The following is a 17,837-nucleotide window of genomic DNA, read 5'->3' as shown; positions in this document are numbered from 1 at the left end:
GAGAGAGAAATGGTGGAGTCCATCGCACGCGTGCGACACATCCGCGTGACCCCTCAGAAGGCTCGTCGTGTCGTCGCGCTCATCAAGGGCAAGCAGGCCCAGGAGGCTCTTGCGATCCTGAAGTTCGCAGCACAGAGCGCCAGTGAGCCGATCTACAAGCTTGTCGCGTCGGCCATGGCCAACGCGCAGGTGAAGGCGGATCGCGACGGCGAGTACCTCGACGAGCAGGACCTGTACGTGGTCAACGCGTACGTCGACGAGGGCACGACGCTCAAGCGTTTCCGCCCCCGCGCACAGGGTCGCGCTTTCCAGATCAAGAAGCGCACGAGCCACATCACGGTCGTGCTCTCGACGCCGGAGGCTGCTGTCGCAGCCGATGACGAAAGCAAGAAGAAGGCGAGCAAGTAATGGGACAGAAGGTAAACCCGTACGGCTTCCGCCTCGGAATCACCACGGATCACGTCTCGCGTTGGTTCTCGGACTCGACGAAGCCGGGTCAGCGTTACGCCGACTACGTGGCCGAGGACATCAAGATCCGTAACCTGCTCAAGAAGCAGCTCGACCGCGCCGGTGTCTCGAACATCGAGATCGAGCGCACTCGTGACCGCGTCCGCGTCGACATCCACACCGCCCGTCCGGGCATCGTGATCGGTCGTCGTGGTGCTGAGGCCGAGCGCATCCGTGGCGACCTCGAGAAGCTCTCGGGTAAGCAGATCCAGCTGAACATCCTCGAGGTCAAGAACCCCGAGGCTGACGCTCAGCTCGTCGCACAGGGCATCGCCGAGCAGCTTTCTGCTCGTGTGGCGTTCCGTCGTGCGATGCGCAAGGGTCTCCAGGGCGCGCAGCGCGCTGGTGCCAAGGGCATCCGCATCCAGGTCTCCGGCCGCCTCGGCGGCGCTGAGATGAGCCGCTCGGAGTTCTACCGCGAGGGTCGTGTGCCGCTGCACACGCTGCGCGCGAACATCGACTACGGCTTCTACGAGGCACGGACCACCTTCGGCCGCATCGGCGTGAAGGTCTGGATCTACAAGGGTGATCTCACCGCCAAGGAGCTTGCTCGCGAGCAGGCCAACCAGAAGCCTTCGCGTGACCGTGGCGGCGACCGTCGTCGTGGCCCGCGCAGCGAGGCACCTGTTGCAGAAGGAGCGTCGGCATAATGCTCATCCCCCGTAAGGTCAAGTTCCGCAAGCAGCACCACCCGGGTCGCACCGGGCACGCTACCGGCGGCACGAAGGTCTCCTTCGGCGAGTACGGCATCCAGGCCCTCACGCCCGCTTACGTGACCAACCGTCAGATCGAGGCAGCTCGTATCGCGATGACGCGTCACATCAAGCGCGGCGGAAAGGTGTGGATCAACATCTACCCGGACCGTCCGCTCACCAAGAAGCCTGCCGAGACCCGCATGGGTTCCGGTAAGGGTTCGCCTGAGTGGTGGGTCTCCAATGTCAAGCCGGGTCGCGTCCTCTTCGAGGTCGCAGGCGTCAGCGAGGAACTCGCTCGCGAAGCCCTGACCCGAGCCATTCACAAGCTGCCTCTCAAGGCACGCATCATCAAGCGCGAGGAGGGCGACGCGTAATGGCGATCGGCACCAAGGAGCTCGCTCCGGCAGAGCTCGACACGTTCGAAGACCAGCGCCTCGTCGAGGAGCTGCGTAAGGCCAAGGAGGAGCTGTTCAACCTCCGTTTCCAGTCGGCCACCGGCCAGCTGGAGAGCCACGGCCGCATCCGCGCCGTCAAGCGCGACATCGCGCGCCTGTACACCGTGATCCGTGAGCGAGAGCTGGGCATCCGTGCGACGCCTGCTCCCGTCGAGGCTCCGGCCAAGAAGGCGTCCAAGTCGAAGGCGAAGAAGTCCGAGGATGCCTCGGCTGACGCCGAAGGGAAGGCTGAGTAATGGCCACCAAGAAGGAAGCGGAAGCTCCCGTCTCGCACGATGTGCGCGACGAGAATGCTCGCGGTTACCGCAAGACGCAGCGTGGATACGTCGTCAGCGACAAGATGGACAAGACCATCGTCGTCGAGGTCGAAGACCGCGTGAAGCACCCTCTCTACGGCAAGGTCATCCGCCGTACCGAGAAGCGCAAGGTGCACGACGAGACCAACTCGGCGGGCATCGGCGACCTGGTAGTCATCAGCGAGACCCGTCCGCTCAGCGCCACCAAGCGCTGGCGTCTGGTCGAAATCGTCGAGAAGGCCAAGTAAGCCTCCGGCTTACTTAAGGAGTAATAGTGATTCAGCAGGAATCCCGCCTCAAGGTCGCCGACAACACCGGCGCGAAGGAGCTGCTCACGATCCGCGTTCTCGGTGGCTCACGCCGCCGTTACGCAGGTCTGGGTGACACCATCGTCGCCACGGTCAAGGACGCGATCCCGGGCGGCAACGTCAAGAAGGGTGATGTCGTCAAGGCGGTCATCGTCCGTACCAAGAAGGAAGTCCGTCGTCCGGACGGCTCCTACATCAAGTTCGACGAGAACGCCGCCGTCATCCTGAAGACCGACGGGGAGCCCCGCGGCACCCGTATCTTCGGACCGGTCGGTCGTGAGCTTCGCGACAAGAAGTTCATGAAGATCGTCTCGCTCGCGCCGGAGGTTATCTGATCATGGCGAAAATCAAGAAGGGCGACCTGGTTCAGGTCATCTCGGGCGCCAAGCCCGAGCGCGGCGGCGACCGCGGTAAGCAGGGCAAGGTCCTCGAGATCTTCGCCGAGCGCAACCGCGTCATCGTCGAAGGCGTGAACTACGTCACCAAGCACACCCGCGTCGGCCAGACGCAGCGTGGCACCAAGACGGGCGGTCTCGAGACCATCGAGGCGCCCATCCATATCTCGAACGTCGCGGTAGTCGATCCCGAGACCAAGAAGCCGACTCGCGTCGGTCACCGGGTCGAGGAGCAGACCAAGGACGGCGTCAAGCGCACCGTCCGCGTGCGTTACGCGAAGAAGAGCGGTAAGGACCTCTGATGAGCACCGACACTGCCGCGCAGGCTGGCAAGATCCAGCCGCGCCTGAAGCAGAAGTACAAGGCTGAGATCCAGCAGAAGCTGCAGGACGAGTTCGGCTACAAGAACGTGATGCAGATCCCCGGCCTCGTCAAGGTCGTCGTCAACACCGGCGTCGGTGAAGCGGCTCGCGACAGCAAGGTGATCGATGGTGCGGTCGAGGACCTCACCAAGATCACCGGCCAGAAGCCGATCGTCACGAAGGCCCGCAAGTCCATCGCGCAGTTCAAGCTGCGTGAAGGTCAGGCCATCGGCGCACACGTCACCCTCCGCGGTGACCGTGCGTGGGAGTTCATCGACCGCCTCGTCTCGCTGGCACTGCCCCGCATCCGCGACTTCCGCGGACTGTCGGGCAAGCAGTTCGACGGCAACGGCAACTACACGTTCGGTCTCCAGGAGCAGAGCGTGTTCCACGAGATCGATCAGGACAAGATCGACCGCGTCCGTGGCTTCGACATCACTGTCGTCACCACGGCGAAGACGGATGACGAGGGTCGTGCGCTGCTGCGTCACCTCGGATTCCCGTTCGCGGCCGACGACGCCAAGGCGTGATGCTCAGGACCCCTGCCCTGTCGGGCGGGGGTCCGGCATGCGCATACAATTGAAGATTGCGAATCATAGAAGGTCGTCTGTCGTGTAACGGCAGCCGAAACCTCATGAACAAAGGAAAACACCCATGACAATGACAGACCCGGTCGCAGACATGCTGACCCGTCTGCGCAACGCGAACTCGGCACACCACGACTCCGTGTCCCTGCCGTCGAGCAAGCTCAAGACGCACATCGCCGACATCCTTCAGCAGGAGGGCTACATCTCCGGCTGGGAGGTCACTGACGCACGCGTCGGCCAGAACCTCACTCTCACGCTGAAGTACGGCCCCAACCGGGAGCGTTCGATCGCGGGCATCAAGCGCGTGTCGAAGCCTGGCCTCCGCGTCTACGCGAAGTCCACGGAGCTCCCCACGGTCCTCGGCGGCCTCGGCGTGGCCATCCTGTCCACTTCCTCCGGTCTTCTCACTGACCGTCAGGCTGAGCAGAAGGGCGTGGGCGGAGAAGTTCTCGCCTACGTGTGGTAATTCGAAATGTCGCGTATTGGACGACTTCCCATCTCGATCCCCTCGGACGTCACCATTTCGGTCGACGGTCGTGCGGTCGCGGTGAAGGGCCCCAAGGGTGAACTCACCCTGAACGTGGCCAGCCCCATCGAGGTCGCGGTCGAGGACAACCAGGTGGTTGTCACCCGTCCCGACGACGAGCGCGAGTCCCGGTCGCTTCACGGCCTGACCCGCACGCTCATCAACAACAACATCATCGGCGTGACCCAGGGCTACACCAAGGGTCTTGAGGTCGTCGGCACCGGTTACCGCGTGCAGCAGAAGGGCAGCTCGGTCGAGTTCGCCCTCGGCTTCTCGCACCCCGTGCTGGTCGACCCGCCCGCCGGAATCACTTTCACGGTCGAAGGCAACAACAAAGTCACCGTGAGTGGTATCGACAAGCAGGCTGTCGGTGAGGCAGCTGCCAACATCCGCAAGATCCGCAAGCCCGAGCCGTACAAGGGCAAGGGCGTGCGCTACGCCGGCGAGATCGTGCGTCGCAAGGCCGGAAAGAGTGGTAAGTAACCATGGCTCTCAAGTCAAAGTCTGACGCCCGCGCGCGTCGTCACGCACGCCTTCGCAAGAAGGTCGTCGGCACCGAGGCGCGTCCGCGTCTGGTCGTCAACCGTTCGGCTCGCCACGTCTTCGTCCAGCTGGTCGATGACAGCAAGGGCATCACGGTTGCATCTGCATCCACGCTCGAGACCGAGCTGCGCTCGTTCGAGGGCGACAAGACCGCCAAGGCCCGCAAGGTCGGCGAGCTCCTCGCTGAGCGCGCGAAGGCCGCCGGCTTCTCCGAGGTCGTCTTCGACCGCGGCGGCAACCGTTACGCAGGCCGCGTCGCGGCCATCGCCGACGGCGCCCGTGAAGGGGGGCTGGCACTGTGAGTGACAACAAGGAGAACGAAGTGACCGAAACGGCTGCTGCCGCTCCCGAGACGGCTGCTGTCGTCTCCGAGACGGCTGCCGGCACGACTCAGGCAGAGCCCGCGCGCGAAGGTCGCCGCGGCGGCCGTGACCGCAACCAGGGTGGCCGTGACCGCAATTCGCGCGATCGTGGCGACAACCAGTTCCTGGAGCGCGTCGTCACCATCAACCGCGTCTCGAAGGTCGTGAAGGGTGGACGCCGGTTCAGCTTCACCGCTCTCGTGGTCGTCGGCGACGGCAACGGTCTGGTCGGTGTCGGCTACGGCAAGGCCCGCGAGGTGCCCCTGGCCATCTCCAAGGGCGTCGAAGAGGCCAAGCGCAACTTCTTCCGCGTGCCGCGCGTCGGAACCACGGTTCCGCACCCGGTGCAGGGCGAAGCCGCTGCCGGTGTCGTGCTGCTGCGTCCGGCTGCCGCCGGTACCGGTGTCATCGCAGGTGGACCGGTTCGCGCCGTCCTCGAGTGCGCCGGCATCCACGATGTCCTCTCGAAGTCGCTCGGCTCGTCGAACACGATCAACATCGTGCACGCGACCGTCGCAGCTCTCAAGAGCCTCGAAGAGCCTCGTGCAGTCGCGGCTCGCCGTGGCCTCGATTACGACGCGGTCGTTCCGGACATCATCATCCGCAACGAGGCAAAGGCCGCCGCTGCGGCCGCAGCGAAAGTAGGTTCCTGATGGCTGCTCGTCTGAAGGTGACCCAGATCAAGTCCAAGGTGAGCGAGAAGCAGTACCAGCGTGACACGCTGCGAAGCCTCGGTCTGAAGCGGATCGGCGACAGCACCGTCCGCCCTGACGACGCGCAGACGCGCGGCTACGTCAAGACCGTCGCACACCTCGTCAAGGTTGAGGAGATCGACTAATGGCTGAGAAGAACGACGCCGTCGAGGCTGAGAAGGCCCCGAAGAAGGCTGCCGCTCCCAAGGCTGCGGCTGAGAAGAAGCCCGCTGCGAAGAAGGCGCCTGCAAAGGCTGCTGCCGACGCGAAGGCGCCCAAGGCTGAGGCTTCTGCCAAGAAGCCTGCCGCAAAGAAGGCTGCGCCGAAGGCGGATGCTCCGGCATCCCGTCCCGGTGTGCTCAAGGTTCACCACCTGCGTCCCGTCCCCGGCGCCAACACCGCGAAGACTCGTGTCGGTCGCGGTGAAGGCTCCAAGGGCAAGACCGCCGGTCGAGGCACCAAGGGCACCAAGGCCCGCAACACCGTTCGCGTCGGATTCGAGGGTGGGCAGATGCCTCTGCACATGCGCACCCCGAAGCTGCGTGGGTTCAAGAACCCGTTCCGCGTCGAGTACCAGGTCGTGAACCTGGAGAAGCTCGCGGAACTGTATCCCTCCGGCGGCGATGTCACCGTGGGCGACCTGGTCGCCAAGGGCGCGGTTCGCAAGAACGAGAAGGTCAAGGTTCTCGGGAACGGCGACATCGCCGTGAAGCTCACCGTCTCGGTCGACAAGGTCTCGGGTTCTGCCGAGCAGAAGATCGTGGCTGCGGGCGGATCCGTCAAGTAACCACTGCGCAAGAGGGGTCGGAGATTCTCCGGCCCCTCTCGTGCGTTACCCTGGTCTTTCAGCCTTTCCTCCGCGGAACGGCAACCTTTCAGGAGGAACGCCCTTGTTTAGCGCTATCGCGCGGATCTTCCGCACGCCCGACCTGCGTCGGAAGATCGGTTTCACACTGGCGATCATCGCCATCTATCGGCTCGGATCCCATGTGCCGGCTCCGTTCGTGCATTTCCCGAACGTAGAGGAGTGTCTGCGTCTGAACGCGGGCACTGAGGGCCTGCTGAGCCTCGTCAACCTGTTCTCCGGCGGTGCTCTGCTGCAGCTGTCGATCTTCGCGCTCGGGGTCATGCCGTACATCACCGCGACGATCATCACCCAGCTCCTGCGCGTGGTCATCCCGCACTTCGAAGCGCTGCACAAGGAGGGGCAGGCCGGCCAGGCCCGACTGACCCAGTACACGCGTTACCTCACGATCGCCCTCGCTCTGCTGCAGTCGACGACTCTCGTCACCGTGGCACGCAGCGGCCAGCTGTTCGGTACCACCGACATCGCCGCATGCCAGCAGCTACTGACGAACGACGTCTGGTGGGCACAGCTGCTCATCGTCATCTCGATGACTGCGGGTTGCGGTCTGATCATGTGGTTCGCCGAGCTCGTCACAGAGCGCGGCATCGGCAACGGCATGTCACTGCTGATCTTCACCTCGATCGCTGCGACGTTCCCGTCGGCCATGTGGGCCATCTTCGAGTCCAACGGCCTCGAGGTGTTCCTGCTCGTCCTCGCCGTCGGCGTCGTGGTCACCGGACTCGTCGTCTTCGTCGAACAATCGCAGCGACGAATCCCGGTGCAGTACGCCAAGCGCATGGTCGGTCGACGCACCTACGGCGGAACGAACACCTACATTCCGATCAAGGTGAACATGGCGGGCGTGATCCCGATCATCTTCGCTTCTTCGCTGCTGTACATCCCGATGCTCATCGCGCAGTTCAACACCCCGCAGGACGGCTCAGAGCCTGCGGCCTGGGTCGTCTGGGTCTCGCAGAACTTCACCACGGGTGACCAGCCGCTCTACATGGCGGTGTACTTCCTGCTGATCATCGGCTTCACCTACTTCTACGTCGCGATCACGTTCAACCCGGTCGAGGTCGCCGACAACATGAAGAAGTACGGCGGGTTCATCCCGGGCATCCGCGCCGGTCGTCCCACCGCCGAGTACCTGGACTTCGTGCTCACCCGCATCACGTTCCCCGGGTCGATCTACCTCGGCCTGATCGCGCTCATCCCGCTGATCGCTCTGGCCACTGTGGGCGCCAACCAGAACTTCCCGTTCGGCGGCGCCTCGATCCTCATCATCGTGGGCGTGGGGCTGGAGACCGTCAAGCAGATCGACGCACAACTCCAGCAGCGCCATTACGAAGGGCTTCTCCGTTGACAGCATCCGCTCGACTACTCATCGTCGGCCCGCAGGGCTCCGGCAAAGGCACGCAGGGCGTGCGCGTCGCCGAGGCGTTCGGCATCCCCGTGGTCTCGACCGGCGACATCTTCCGCGCGAACATCAAGGGCGGCACAGCCCTCGGCGCGCAGGTCAGCGAGATCACCGCTCGCGGTGACCTCGTGCCGGATGAGCTGACGAGTGAGATCGTGCGTGATCGCCTCTCGCAGGAAGATGCCGCAGATGGCTTCCTCCTCGACGGATACCCGCGCAACGCCGTTCAGGTCGGCCACCTCGATGAGTTCCTCGGCGGACGCGGCGAGGCTCTCGACGCCGTCGTCCTGCTCGATGTCCCTCGCGAGGAGAGCATCGAGCGACTCCGTCTCCGCTCCTCCGAGCAGGGGCGGGCGGATGACACGGCAGAGGGCATCGCGCATCGCCTGGACATCTACGAGAAAGAGACAGCCCCGATCCTCGACGTGTACGGCGAGCGTGGCATCGTCGACCGGATCGACGGTGTCGGTTCGCTCGACGAGATCACCGAGCGCATCTTCGCTGCGCTGGCCGCGCGCGGCCTCTTCGTCGCAGCCTGATCGTCGCTTACGACATGTTCCGCCGCTCCATCTACAAGACGCCTGCCCAGCTGCAGTCGATGATCGAGCCCGGCCTCATCACGGCGGCGGCACTCGATGCCGTGCGGCCGTTGATCCGCGCCGGTGTCACGACTCTCGAGCTCGACACGATCGCCAATCGCACGATCCGCGCCCGTGGTGCAGAGTCGAACTTCCAGCTCGTCCGCGGATATCACCACACCATCTGCGTGTCGGTGAATCAGGAGGTCGTGCACGGGATCCCCGGAGACCACGTGCTGCAACCCGGCGACATCGTCTCGGTCGACTGCGGAGCGCAGTTCAAGGGGTGGAACGGCGACAGCGCCATCACAGTGGTCGTGCCGGACGAGGCCCGACCCTCCCTTGTCGCCATGCGCGAAGAGCTCTCGCGCGTGACCGAAGGGTCGATGTGGGCAGGGATCGCAGCGATGGCATCCGCCGACTACATCGGCGATATCGGCGCGGCCATCCAGGAGTACATCGAAGCTCAGGGCGTCTCGGAGGTGTCGGGGGAGACCTACGGCATCCTCCGCGAGTACGTCGGCCATGGCATCGGACGCAAGATGCACGAGGCGCCGAGCGTGTTCAACTACCGCACGCCGGACCCGGGCCCCGAGGTCAAGCCCGGCCTGGTGCTCGCGATCGAGCCCATGGTCACCGCTGGTGGTGAGGCGACGTTCATCGAGGACGACGACTGGACGGTCTCGACCGTCGATGGCACCGACGGCTCCCACTGGGAGCACAGTGTGGCACGCCACGAAGACGGCATCTGGGTGCTGACGGTCCCCGACGGCGGCGCTGCCGGCCTCGCGCCCTTCGGCATCGTTCCCACGCCCCCGGCGTAGCCTGCGCCGCGCGCCCGCCCGCCCGATTTCGCCGAGACCGAGCTTGCAGCACGAGACTGAGCCAACCTGGAGCAGTTTTGTACCAGAGGCTCGGTTTCGCGGCGATCGGCCGGACTGCACCAACGCGTGGGTGGGGGAGTTCTCCTTTCGCCCTGCCCGACCGTGCGCAGCCGGTTTCCCCGTTGCCGATATACGCGCGACGAGGCGCGCATCCTGGGAATCCGGCTGTACGCTGCGCGTACGCAAAGGCGTGTACGTGGACAAGAAGCAGTACGCCGCATTGCCGGACCGGCAGCGGTACGCCCTGCGCGTGCATGCTTTCTTACGGACGCATCCGGAGGCGATACTCTGCCTCGAGTCGGCGGGGGTGCTGCAACGTGAATTCCACTACGAGGAACATCTGATCGCACCGACTTCCATTTCCCATCCTGCGGTGCCATCGGCGAGGCCGACGGGTGGGGTGAGTACGCGCTTGAGGACCCGGAGGAGGCGTCGAAGCGGCTCCGAAACGAGAAGCGTCGAGAGGACAGGCTGCGCCGCCACCGACATCCATTCGCCCGATGGGAGCTGAGTGACGCGTGGAAGGTGACTCCATTGTGCGAAGCGCTCGACGGCGCTCGCGTTCCGCGCGTGGGTCCTCCCCAACCCGGTCTGCTCGCAACGCTCAAGAGCCGTCCGCGCGCGAAGCCCTGGCGCTGACCCGTCCCGATATGCCGCGAGACCGAGTCAGTCGCACGCGACGGGCACGTGCCAGCTCGGTGTCGTGCGACAAAGTCGGTCTCAGCGGCGACGGCGGCGTGGAATGGCGTTCACAACGGGTGCATAGACTTTGCAGGGACGATAGACGCGTCCCCCACAGCATTTTTCCGCGCCCGTGGCGTCCAGCACCAGGAGAACGAACAGCAATGGCAGCAGCAAAGAGCAACACCAATTGGTTCGCGGTCGGCATCTCGATCGCGGTCGTCGTCGTTCTCGTCGCGCTCGGGGGCCTCGTGGTCTTCCTCAACAACCAGGCTTCCGACCCTGGAACGGCGCCGCAGAGCGCGATCGTCAACGAGGAGACCGGTGCCATCACGTTCGGCGAGGGTGAGACGCAAGTCGACACGTTCGTAGATTTCATGTGCCCCATCTGCGGTGACTTCGAAGACGCCTACGGCGAGCAGCTGCAGACCGCTGCCGCGAACGACGAGATCACGCTGAACCTGCACCCGATCTCGATCCTCGATCGCTACTCCCAGAACACCGAGTACTCCTCTCGGGCCGCAGCCTCGGTCTACTGCGTAGCCGCAGAGGCCCCCGACTCGGCACTGGACTACTTCAACCTGCTGTTCGAGAACCAGCCGGCGGAGAACACCGCAGGCCTCACGGACGACGAGCTCGCGGCGCTCGCAGACCAGGTCGGAGCTGGATCCGCAGCCGACTGCATCGCCGACGGCACCTACATGCGCTTCGTCGCCTCCCAGACGAACGAGCACGATATCCAGGGCACCCCGACCGTCGAGGTCGACGGCGAGCGGATCGAGAACTCGGAGATCGCCTCGCGCTTCGCGACGATCCTCGGCTGACCCCGGAGGCACCCGGGGCCCCCGTCCACGGGCTCAAGTTGCCGGATGGCATCCGGACGGATAAGATAGACCGTTGGTGCCTTGCGCTGTGCTTCGGCATGTCCGTCCTGCGCGGCACCACATCATCCATCCAACGCAGATCGACCGGTCTGCAGAAGCGTCAGCGAGGCTATGGCTAAGAAAGACGGTGTCATCGAGATCGAGGGCGTGATCTCCGAGGCTCTGCCCAACGCGATGTTCCGCGTTGAGCTCAGCAACGGGCACAAGGTCCTTGCAACGATCTCCGGAAAGATGCGGCAGAACTACATCCGCATCATCCCTGAGGACCGTGTGGTCGTGGAGCTCAGCCCCTACGACCTGACCCGCGGCCGTATCGTCTACCGCTACCGCTGATCGGTCGAGAAGTAACGGCGCGCCAGCAGGCACGCACGAAGACAGCGAACAGGAACACAATGAAGGTCAACCCCAGCGTCAAGCCCATGTGCGATCACTGCAAGGTGATTCGCCGTCACGGCCGCGTCATGGTCATCTGCAAGAGCAACCCGCGCCACAAGCAGCGCCAGGGCTGATCACTCTTCAGGTCTGACCCACAACTGAATACACAGGCAGGATCAAGAACTCACGCATGTGAGGGACACCTCGGGACAGAGGCCCGGGTCCACATTCTGCTCCACACCTCTACACATCCCAGGAGAACCGCATGGCACGTCTTGCCGGCGTTGACATCCCGCGCGACAAGCGCGTGGTGATCGCCCTTACCTACATCTACGGCATCGGCCGTACCCGCTCCGTCGAGATCCTCAAGGCGACCGAGATCGACGAGTCGGTCCGCGTCAAGGACCTCAGCGATGAGCAGCTGATCACCCTTCGCGACCACATCGAAAGCGGCTACAAGGTGGAGGGTGACCTGCGCCGCGAGGTCACCGCCGACATCCGCCGCAAGGTCGAGATCGGCTCCTACGAGGGCATCCGCCACCGTCGTGGCCTGCCCGTCCGTGGTCAGCGCACCAAGACCAACGCCCGTACCCGCAAGGGCCCGAAGCGCACCGTCGCCGGCAAGAAGAAGGCCCGCTAAGCAGCGGCCAGGGAATAGGAGAACACTTTCATGGCTGCACCCAAGGCCGCCGCGCGCAAGCCGCGCCGCAAGGAAAAGAAGAACATCGCGCTGGGCCAGGCCCACATCAAGTCGACGTTCAACAACACGATCGTTTCGATCACCGACCCGTCCGGCGCTGTCATCAGCTGGGCATCGTCCGGTGGAGTGGGCTTCAAGGGTTCGCGCAAGTCGACGCCGTACGCCGCAGGCATGGCTGCCGAGTCGGCAGCCCGCCAGGCGCAGGAGCACGGCGTCAAGAAGGTCGACGTCTTCGTGAAGGGTCCGGGCTCCGGCCGCGAGACCGCGATCCGCTCGCTGACGGCCGCCGGCCTCGAGGTCGGCTCGATCCAGGACGTCACCCCGCAGGCGCACAACGGATGCCGTCCGCCGAAGCGCCGTCGCGTCTGACCCCGGCTGCCGAGTCGCCCGCCTGAGGGCGGGCGACTCACCGCCCTCCCGCGACGAGTTCGTGCGCGGGGCTCAGACTTTCACAACTCAAGACCTCACCCCACCACATGTCATATAGCGGGCATGTGATCGAAAGGAACACAGAGTGCTCATTGCACAGCGTCCCACACTGACCGAGGAAAAGATCGCCGAGGACCGCAGCCGATTCATCATCGAGCCGCTCGAGCCCGGCTTCGGCTACACCATCGGCAACGCGCTGCGTCGCAGCCTGCTCTCGTCGATCCCCGGCGCTGCTGTCACCAGCATCCGCCTCGACGGTGTGCTGCACGAGTTCAGCACCATCCCTGGCGTGAAGGAGGATGTCACCGAGATCATCCTCAACATCAAGCAGCTCGTCGTCTCCTCGGAGCGCGACGAGCCGATCACCGCCTACCTGCGCAAGACCGGTGCCGGCGAAGTGACCGCTGCTGACATCTCGGCTCCGGCCGGTGTCGAGGTGCACAACCCCGAGCTCGTCATCGCAACGCTCAACGACACCGCGAAGTTCGAGCTCGAGCTCACGATCGAGCGCGGCCGCGGCTACGTGTCGGCGACCCAGAACCGCAACGAGTACGCCGAGGCCGGGCAGATCCCCGTCGACTCGATCTACTCGCCGGTTCTCAAGGTCAGCTACCGCGTCGAGGCGACTCGCGCCGGTGAGCGCACCGACTTCGACAAGCTGATCCTCGACGTCGAGACGAAGAACAGCATGCTCCCGCGCGACGCCGTCGCATCGGCTGCGAAGACCCTGACCGAGCTGTTCGGTCTGGCCCGCGAGCTGAACGTCGAGGCTGAGGGCATCGAGATCGGCCCGGCACCTGTGGAGCCCGTGCTCTCCAGCGAGCTGTCGATGCCGATCGAAGACCTCGACCTGTCGGTCCGCTCGTACAACTGCCTCAAGCGCGAGGGCATCAACACGGTGTCCGAGCTCGTGGCACTGTCCGAGACCCAGCTCATGAACATCCGCAACTTCGGCCAGAAGTCGGTCGACGAGGTGCGCGACAAGCTCATCTCGCTCGGTCTGTCGCTCAAGGATTCGGTGCCCGGTTTCGACGGCGCCCACTTCTACGGCGCAGGCGAAGACGAGTCCTTCTGACCTTCCCGAAATTCTGACCAGGAGTTAGATCAATATGCCTAAGCCCACCAAGGGTCCCCGCCTCGGAGGCGGCCCCGCCCACGAGCGCCTGCTGCTTGCCAACCTCGCGGCGGCTCTCTACACCCACAAGTCGATCAAGACGACCGAGACCAAGGCCAAGCGCCTTCGTCCGCTCGCTGAGCGCCTGATCACGTTCGCCAAGCGCGGTGACCTGCACGCCCGTCGCCGGGTGCTGTCGATCATCGGTGACAAGCAGGTCGTTCACACCCTCTTCACCGAGATCGCACCGCTGGTCGCTGACCGTGAGGGCGGCTACACCCGCATCACGAAGGTCGGAAACCGCAAGGGCGACAACGCTCCCATGGCCGTGATCGAGCTCGTCCTCGAGCCCGTCACCCCGAAGAAGAAGGCGACGGCCAAGGCTGCGCCGAAGGCCGAGAAGGCTCCGAAGGCCGAAGAGGCCCCGAAGGCCGATGCTGCTGCTGACGCCGGTGCCGAGTCGCAGGAAGAGGGCGAAGCTGCTGAGACTGCTGCGGCCGCTGCACTCGTCGACGGTGGCTTCGGTGCCGACTCCGCCGCTCCGAACGAGGACGGCTCCGCACCCGAGGGCTTCGACATCAAGGGCAACAAGGACTCGATGAAGTTCCACCGTCCCGACGGTCAGTGGTACGACGCGACAGTCGCCGAGGTCTGGTTCCGCACCGCCGAAGCCGCTGAGGCTGCCGGGTTCGCCGAGGCCGGCAAGTAACACGCCGCATCCGGAGTTCTTCCGCCGAGAAGGCCCGCCATCCCGATACAGGGACGGCGGGCCTTCTTGCGTCTGCGACGATGCCGGATGCCGGATGCCGGATGCCGGATGCCGGATGCCGACGGCGTGCGCGATAGGCTTACTTGGTGCCAGGAACCTCTGAAGAACTCGCCCCGAGGATCCGCGGCCCCCGCGCGTATCTGATCTTCGTCCTCATCGGTCTCGTCGCGGGTCTCCTGTCCGGTCTCTTCGGCGTCGGCGGGGGGACGGTCATCGTTCCGCTGCTCGTGCTGCTTCTGAGCTTCGACCAGCGACTCGCCGCCGGCACCTCACTCGCCGCGATCGTTCCGACAGCGAGCGTCGGCGTGATCTCGTACGCGGCATCCGGGGCCGTTGCGTGGATTCCCGCGATCATCCTCGCCGCCGGCGCCGTGATCGGTGCCCAGGTCGGCACGCGTCTGCTGCCGCGGATCTCGCAGAGCGCGCTGCGCTGGGGCTTCGTGGGCTTCCTCGTAGTGGTGATCGTCAGCCTGTTCCTTGTGATCCCCTCACGCGCTGCCGAGTTCGAACTCGGATGGCTGAACGGAGCGGGACTCGCGCTCGTCGGGGTGCTCACCGGGATCATCGCGGGCCTGATCGGTGTGGGCGGCGGAGTGATCGTGGTTCCCGTGCTGATGCTGGTCTTCGGCACGAGCGATCTCGAGGCGAAGGGAACCTCGCTGCTGATGATGATCCCCACCGCGATCTCCGGCACGATCGGCAACCTCCGTCACCGCAACGTGGATCTTCTCGCGGCCGGTCTCATCGGCGTGGCTGCGTGTACCACGACCGCCCTGGGCGCATGGCTCGCGACGTTGATCGACCCGTTCCTCGGCAACATGCTGTTCGCGGCATACCTCGTGGTCATCGCTGTGCAGATGGCGATCAAGGCAATCCGATCGCGCAGGAGCCGCGGATAGCGCCGGGAACTCCGCCCTCGCAGCCAGAGGTGCGTGAGCTGCGGCCGGTAGGATCGAGGGGTGGCTGTGAACAATGAACTGCTGGGGCGCGAGTTCCCAGAGACCCCGCCCTATCTGGTCGGTCGTGAGAAGGTGCGCGAATTCGCACGCGCCGTCTTCGCCGACGCCCCGCTGCACACCGAGGTCGACGCCGCACGCGCTCTCGGATACACCGATGTCGTGGCTCCGCCCACTTTCGCGATGGTCATCCAGGACCAGACTCTGCAGCAGCTGCTGAACGAACCCGACTCCGGGATCGTCCTCGCGCGCACCATCCACGCAGAGCAGCGCTTCGCATACACGCGGCCGATCGTCGCCGGCGACGAGTTGTCAGCACGGCTCAAAGTCACCGGCATCCGCATGATGGCCGGAAACGCGATGATCACCAGCGAGGCAGAGATCACGGATGCCGCAGGCGCGCACGTCGTCACGGCGACGAGCGTGTTGCTGGTCGCTTCCGATGACGCCGCGGGGGAGGAAGAGGCATGAGCGACACGACCTACAGCGTCGGAGATGTCATCGCCGAGCGCACAGTGCACCTCACCCGCGAATCGCTGGTCCGTTACGCCGGCGCCTCCGGCGACTTCAACCCGATCCACTACCGGGACGACGTCGCGGCAGCCGTCGGACTTCCCGGCGTGCTCGCGCACGGCATGCTGACGATGGGACTCGCCTCGTCCGTGGTCGTCGCCGCTCTCGGGGATTCGTCGAAGATCACCGACTACGGCGTGCGCTTCACGCGGCCGGTCGTGGTGGATCCGGAGGCCGGTGCAGACGTCTCGGTACTCGCCAAGGTCGGAGCGGTGGACGAGCAGTCGGTGCGCATCGACCTCACGGTGAAGCACGCGGACGCGACCGTCCTCGTCAAGGCGCAGCTGCGCGTCGCGCTCTGAGCCCGCTGCATACCCATGGCTGAGATCACACCGATACCGCTCGCGCAGCTGACGACATTGCGCACCGGCGCCGCACCGGAGCGGATGCTGGACGCCACGAGCACCCCCGACCTCGTCGATGCCCTGCGCGACACGTGGGCGCGCGGGGACGATTGGTTCGTGCTCGGCGGTGGCTCGAACCTCTTCGCCGGCGACGAGCCCTTCGCCGGCACCGTCATCCGTGTGCTGGCCTCGGGCATCGAACGACTTCCTTCTCCGCACCAGGGCCGGGCGCGGGTGCGAGTGCAGGCCGGACACGACTGGGACGCGCTGGTCGCGTACACGGTCGAGCACGGGCTCGCTGGGATCGAGGCGATGAGCGGCATACCGGGAACGGTCGGCGCGGCGCCGGTGCAGAACGTCGGCGCGTACGGGCAGGAGATTCAATCGACGCTTGTCGAGGTCGAGCTGATCGATGAGTCGACCGGCGAGGTGTCGACGGTGCCGGCATCCGAGTTGGGACTCGGCTTCCGCACGTCCGTTCTCAAGCACCACTACGGCGGGGTGCCGTTGCGGCGCGCCGTGATCCTCTCCGTCACGCTGGACCTCGCAGACGTCGGCTCCGCGGGGCGCGTCGTGCGCGGCGAGCAGCTGCGACGTGCGCTCGGACTGATCGGCGCTGCCGCCGAAGAAGAGGTGCCCCTCGCCTGGGTGCGCGAGCAGATCCTGCGGATCCGTGCGGAGAAGGGGATGCTGTTGGATCCCGATGATCCGGACACCTCGAGCGCCGGTTCGTTCTTCCAGAACGCGATCGTGCCGGAGCCGGTGGCTCTGCAGTTGCCACCTGAGTGCCCCAGATGGCCGGTCACGCCCGACCTGGATGCGGTCACCGTGATCCCGCTGGGCGCATACGACGGTTTCATCGCGCCGACCCCGACCGTGCGCAGCGACGTCAAGGTGAGCGCAGCCTGGCTGATCGAGAATGCCGGCATCTCCAAGGGATTCCGATTGCCGCGCTCACGCGCGGGCGTGTCGACCAAGCATGCCCTGGCGCTGACGAACAGGGGAGGGGCGACCGCTGCCGAGTTGGCCGAACTCGCCCGATTCATCCAGGCGCGGGTGCAGGCGGAGTTCGGTCTGCTGCTGCAACCCGAGCCTGTGCTGATCGACGTCGAGTTGTAGCAGGCGCGCGCTACACTCGCTCGCATGAGTGGACTCGTTCCGTATCTGTTCTTCCCCGGCAACGCGCGCGAAGCGCTGACCTTCTACAACGACGTGTTCGGCGGCGAGCTGGCTCTGTTCACCTACGAGCAGTTCAGCCGCGCCGACGGCCCCGGTGACGCGATCGCGCACGGCATGGTCTCGGGGAGCGTGCAACTGTTCGGCGCTGACGCCGGTCCCGATCAGGATGCCGTGCACATCGTCGGCGCGACGTTCTCGCTCCTCGGTGCCGCAGAGCCGGCGGTGCTGCATCGATGGTTCGACCGGCTGTCAGAGAGCGGCACGAATGTCGACCCGCTCCAGAAGCGGCCGTGGGGCGACTTCGACGGTCAGGTGACCGATCGCCACGGCATCCGCTGGCTCATCGGATATCAGGAGTAGCAGACCGCCACGGTCG

The 17,837-nt window shown here is 65.2% G+C and carries 29 protein-coding genes; all 29 read left to right on the top strand.

What is annotated here, in order from left to right; genetic code table 11:
* Positions 1–9: 9 nt before the first annotated feature.
* Positions 10–408, top strand: a complete 399-nt coding sequence (rplV, locus tag HDC95_RS05595) for a 50S ribosomal protein L22 (RefSeq protein WP_259062290.1) — start codon at positions 10–12, stop codon at positions 406–408.
* Complete coding sequence (gene rpsC / locus HDC95_RS05590) at positions 408–1,157, top strand: 30S ribosomal protein S3 (protein WP_259062288.1); 750 nt, start codon at positions 408–410, stop codon at positions 1,155–1,157. The genes rplV and rpsC overlap by 1 nt, the downstream gene beginning before the upstream one ends.
* The gene (rplP, locus tag HDC95_RS05585; protein ID WP_033106059.1) at positions 1,157–1,576 is read left to right on the top strand and encodes a 50S ribosomal protein L16; all 420 of its coding nucleotides are present in this window, start codon (positions 1,157–1,159) and stop codon (positions 1,574–1,576) included. Before rpsC ends, rplP begins: the two co-directional genes overlap by 1 nt.
* The gene (rpmC, locus tag HDC95_RS05580) at positions 1,576–1,893 is read left to right on the top strand and encodes a 50S ribosomal protein L29 (RefSeq protein WP_033106060.1); all 318 of its coding nucleotides are present in this window, start codon (positions 1,576–1,578) and stop codon (positions 1,891–1,893) included. The genes rplP and rpmC overlap by 1 nt, the downstream gene beginning before the upstream one ends.
* Positions 1,893–2,201, top strand: coding sequence for a 30S ribosomal protein S17 (gene rpsQ, locus HDC95_RS05575; protein WP_036324786.1), 309 nt, complete (start codon positions 1,893–1,895; stop codon positions 2,199–2,201). The genes rpmC and rpsQ overlap by 1 nt, the downstream gene beginning before the upstream one ends.
* 26 nt (positions 2,202–2,227) lie before the next feature.
* Complete coding sequence (gene rplN / locus HDC95_RS05570; protein WP_033106061.1) at positions 2,228–2,596, top strand: 50S ribosomal protein L14; 369 nt, start codon at positions 2,228–2,230, stop codon at positions 2,594–2,596.
* 2 nt (positions 2,597–2,598) lie between these two features.
* Positions 2,599–2,958 (top strand): 50S ribosomal protein L24, encoded by a 360-nt coding sequence (gene rplX / locus HDC95_RS05565; RefSeq protein ID WP_259062285.1) that lies wholly within the window; start codon positions 2,599–2,601, stop codon positions 2,956–2,958.
* Complete coding sequence (rplE, locus tag HDC95_RS05560; protein WP_259062284.1) at positions 2,958–3,548, top strand: 50S ribosomal protein L5; 591 nt, start codon at positions 2,958–2,960, stop codon at positions 3,546–3,548. The genes rplX and rplE overlap by 1 nt, the downstream gene beginning before the upstream one ends.
* 124 nt (positions 3,549–3,672) lie before the next feature.
* The gene (gene rpsH, locus HDC95_RS05555; RefSeq protein ID WP_259062283.1) at positions 3,673–4,071 is read left to right on the top strand and encodes a 30S ribosomal protein S8; all 399 of its coding nucleotides are present in this window, start codon (positions 3,673–3,675) and stop codon (positions 4,069–4,071) included.
* 6 nt (positions 4,072–4,077) lie between these two features.
* Positions 4,078–4,614 (top strand): 50S ribosomal protein L6, encoded by a 537-nt coding sequence (gene rplF, locus HDC95_RS05550; RefSeq protein WP_259062282.1) that lies wholly within the window; start codon positions 4,078–4,080, stop codon positions 4,612–4,614.
* Between the two features lie 2 nt (positions 4,615–4,616).
* Positions 4,617–4,976: a 50S ribosomal protein L18 gene (gene rplR, locus HDC95_RS05545; protein WP_033106066.1), complete on the top strand. Its 360-nt coding sequence runs from the start codon at positions 4,617–4,619 to the stop codon at positions 4,974–4,976.
* Positions 4,977–4,996: 20 nt separating this feature from the next.
* Positions 4,997–5,689, top strand: coding sequence for a 30S ribosomal protein S5 (gene rpsE, locus HDC95_RS05540; RefSeq protein ID WP_305687107.1), 693 nt, complete (start codon positions 4,997–4,999; stop codon positions 5,687–5,689).
* A complete protein-coding gene (gene rpmD / locus HDC95_RS05535; protein ID WP_259062281.1) occupies positions 5,689–5,874 on the top strand; it encodes a 50S ribosomal protein L30 in 186 nt (61 codons plus the stop codon). Before rpsE ends, rpmD begins: the two co-directional genes overlap by 1 nt.
* A complete protein-coding gene (rplO, locus tag HDC95_RS05530; protein ID WP_259062280.1) occupies positions 5,874–6,515 on the top strand; it encodes a 50S ribosomal protein L15 in 642 nt (213 codons plus the stop codon). Before rpmD ends, rplO begins: the two co-directional genes overlap by 1 nt.
* Before the next feature lie 103 nt (positions 6,516–6,618).
* A complete protein-coding gene (gene secY, locus HDC95_RS05525) occupies positions 6,619–7,941 on the top strand; it encodes a preprotein translocase subunit SecY (protein ID WP_259062278.1) in 1,323 nt (440 codons plus the stop codon).
* Complete coding sequence (locus HDC95_RS05520; RefSeq protein WP_259062276.1) at positions 7,938–8,534, top strand: adenylate kinase; 597 nt, start codon at positions 7,938–7,940, stop codon at positions 8,532–8,534. The genes secY and HDC95_RS05520 overlap by 4 nt, the downstream gene beginning before the upstream one ends.
* A 14-nt stretch (positions 8,535–8,548) precedes the next feature.
* Entirely contained in the window at positions 8,549–9,397 is an 849-nt protein-coding gene (gene map, locus HDC95_RS05515) for a type I methionyl aminopeptidase (RefSeq protein ID WP_259062275.1), read from the top strand.
* A gap of 905 nt (positions 9,398–10,302) precedes the next feature.
* Positions 10,303–10,962, top strand: a complete 660-nt coding sequence (locus HDC95_RS05510; protein WP_259062274.1) for a DsbA family protein — start codon at positions 10,303–10,305, stop codon at positions 10,960–10,962.
* 171 nt (positions 10,963–11,133) lie between these two features.
* A complete protein-coding gene (infA, locus tag HDC95_RS05505; RefSeq protein ID WP_017201569.1) occupies positions 11,134–11,355 on the top strand; it encodes a translation initiation factor IF-1 in 222 nt (73 codons plus the stop codon).
* Positions 11,356–11,414: 59 nt separating this feature from the next.
* Positions 11,415–11,531: a 50S ribosomal protein L36 gene (gene rpmJ / locus HDC95_RS05500; RefSeq protein ID WP_033106073.1), complete on the top strand. Its 117-nt coding sequence runs from the start codon at positions 11,415–11,417 to the stop codon at positions 11,529–11,531.
* Between the two features lie 131 nt (positions 11,532–11,662).
* Positions 11,663–12,037 carry a 30S ribosomal protein S13 gene (gene rpsM / locus HDC95_RS05495; protein WP_259062272.1) on the top strand — a complete coding sequence of 125 codons (375 nt, stop codon included), beginning with the start codon at positions 11,663–11,665 and terminating at the stop codon, positions 12,035–12,037.
* 30 nt (positions 12,038–12,067) lie between these two features.
* Positions 12,068–12,466, top strand: coding sequence for a 30S ribosomal protein S11 (gene rpsK, locus HDC95_RS05490; protein ID WP_033106075.1), 399 nt, complete (start codon positions 12,068–12,070; stop codon positions 12,464–12,466).
* Positions 12,467–12,611: 145 nt separating this feature from the next.
* Positions 12,612–13,601, top strand: coding sequence for a DNA-directed RNA polymerase subunit alpha (locus HDC95_RS05485; protein ID WP_033106076.1), 990 nt, complete (start codon positions 12,612–12,614; stop codon positions 13,599–13,601).
* A 34-nt stretch (positions 13,602–13,635) separates the two neighbouring features.
* Positions 13,636–14,349, top strand: a complete 714-nt coding sequence (rplQ, locus tag HDC95_RS05480) for a 50S ribosomal protein L17 (RefSeq protein ID WP_259062270.1) — start codon at positions 13,636–13,638, stop codon at positions 14,347–14,349.
* 146 nt (positions 14,350–14,495) lie between these two features.
* On the top strand, positions 14,496–15,308 hold the full coding sequence (locus HDC95_RS05475) for a sulfite exporter TauE/SafE family protein (protein ID WP_396652672.1): 813 nt from the start codon (positions 14,496–14,498) through the stop codon (positions 15,306–15,308).
* 60 nt (positions 15,309–15,368) lie between these two features.
* Positions 15,369–15,836 (top strand): MaoC family dehydratase N-terminal domain-containing protein, encoded by a 468-nt coding sequence (locus tag HDC95_RS05470; RefSeq protein ID WP_259062269.1) that lies wholly within the window; start codon positions 15,369–15,371, stop codon positions 15,834–15,836.
* On the top strand, positions 15,833–16,240 hold the full coding sequence (locus tag HDC95_RS05465) for a MaoC/PaaZ C-terminal domain-containing protein (RefSeq protein WP_259062268.1): 408 nt from the start codon (positions 15,833–15,835) through the stop codon (positions 16,238–16,240). The genes HDC95_RS05470 and HDC95_RS05465 overlap by 4 nt, the downstream gene beginning before the upstream one ends.
* Positions 16,241–16,255: 15 nt before the next feature.
* Positions 16,256–17,401, top strand: coding sequence for a UDP-N-acetylmuramate dehydrogenase (locus tag HDC95_RS05460; RefSeq protein WP_259062267.1), 1,146 nt, complete (start codon positions 16,256–16,258; stop codon positions 17,399–17,401).
* A 24-nt stretch (positions 17,402–17,425) separates the two neighbouring features.
* On the top strand, positions 17,426–17,821 hold the full coding sequence (locus HDC95_RS05455) for a VOC family protein (RefSeq protein WP_259062266.1): 396 nt from the start codon (positions 17,426–17,428) through the stop codon (positions 17,819–17,821).
* Positions 17,822–17,837 lie beyond the last annotated feature (16 nt).

Origin of the sequence: Microbacterium sp. AK031 (genome assembly GCF_024807145.1) — a bacterium.
Lineage (GTDB): Bacteria > Actinomycetota > Actinomycetes > Actinomycetales > Microbacteriaceae > Microbacterium.
This window is presented reverse-complemented; position numbering and strand designations above follow the sequence as displayed.

Excerpts from the sequence above, each read along its gene's own strand:
- HDC95_RS05465 (WP_259062268.1), top strand. The coding sequence starts at position 15,833 with ATGAGCGACACGACCTACAGCGTCGGAGATGTCATCGCCGAGCGCACA.
- HDC95_RS05455 (WP_259062266.1), top strand. The coding sequence starts at position 17,426 with ATGAGTGGACTCGTTCCGTATCTGTTCTTCCCCGGCAACGCGCGCGAA.
- rplX (WP_259062285.1), top strand. The coding sequence starts at position 2,599 with ATGGCGAAAATCAAGAAGGGCGACCTGGTTCAGGTCATCTCGGGCGCC.
- HDC95_RS05460 (WP_259062267.1), top strand. The coding sequence starts at position 16,256 with ATGGCTGAGATCACACCGATACCGCTCGCGCAGCTGACGACATTGCGC.
- rpsQ (WP_036324786.1), top strand. The coding sequence starts at position 1,893 with ATGGCCACCAAGAAGGAAGCGGAAGCTCCCGTCTCGCACGATGTGCGC.
- rpsC (WP_259062288.1), top strand. The coding sequence starts at position 408 with ATGGGACAGAAGGTAAACCCGTACGGCTTCCGCCTCGGAATCACCACG.
- rplQ (WP_259062270.1), top strand. The coding sequence starts at position 13,636 with ATGCCTAAGCCCACCAAGGGTCCCCGCCTCGGAGGCGGCCCCGCCCAC.
- rpmC (WP_033106060.1), top strand. The coding sequence starts at position 1,576 with ATGGCGATCGGCACCAAGGAGCTCGCTCCGGCAGAGCTCGACACGTTC.
- rpsH (WP_259062283.1), top strand. The coding sequence starts at position 3,673 with ATGACAATGACAGACCCGGTCGCAGACATGCTGACCCGTCTGCGCAAC.
- rplF (WP_259062282.1), top strand. The coding sequence starts at position 4,078 with ATGTCGCGTATTGGACGACTTCCCATCTCGATCCCCTCGGACGTCACC.
- infA (WP_017201569.1), top strand. The coding sequence starts at position 11,134 with ATGGCTAAGAAAGACGGTGTCATCGAGATCGAGGGCGTGATCTCCGAG.
- HDC95_RS05510 (WP_259062274.1), top strand. The coding sequence starts at position 10,303 with ATGGCAGCAGCAAAGAGCAACACCAATTGGTTCGCGGTCGGCATCTCG.
- rplP (WP_033106059.1), top strand. The coding sequence starts at position 1,157 with ATGCTCATCCCCCGTAAGGTCAAGTTCCGCAAGCAGCACCACCCGGGT.
- rplR (WP_033106066.1), top strand. The coding sequence starts at position 4,617 with ATGGCTCTCAAGTCAAAGTCTGACGCCCGCGCGCGTCGTCACGCACGC.
- rpsM (WP_259062272.1), top strand. The coding sequence starts at position 11,663 with ATGGCACGTCTTGCCGGCGTTGACATCCCGCGCGACAAGCGCGTGGTG.
- rpmD (WP_259062281.1), top strand. The coding sequence starts at position 5,689 with ATGGCTGCTCGTCTGAAGGTGACCCAGATCAAGTCCAAGGTGAGCGAG.
- rplE (WP_259062284.1), top strand. The coding sequence starts at position 2,958 with ATGAGCACCGACACTGCCGCGCAGGCTGGCAAGATCCAGCCGCGCCTG.
- rpsK (WP_033106075.1), top strand. The coding sequence starts at position 12,068 with ATGGCTGCACCCAAGGCCGCCGCGCGCAAGCCGCGCCGCAAGGAAAAG.
- map (WP_259062275.1), top strand. The coding sequence starts at position 8,549 with ATGTTCCGCCGCTCCATCTACAAGACGCCTGCCCAGCTGCAGTCGATG.
- rpmJ (WP_033106073.1), top strand. The coding sequence starts at position 11,415 with ATGAAGGTCAACCCCAGCGTCAAGCCCATGTGCGATCACTGCAAGGTG.
- rplV (WP_259062290.1), top strand. The coding sequence starts at position 10 with ATGGTGGAGTCCATCGCACGCGTGCGACACATCCGCGTGACCCCTCAG.
- rplO (WP_259062280.1), top strand. The coding sequence starts at position 5,874 with ATGGCTGAGAAGAACGACGCCGTCGAGGCTGAGAAGGCCCCGAAGAAG.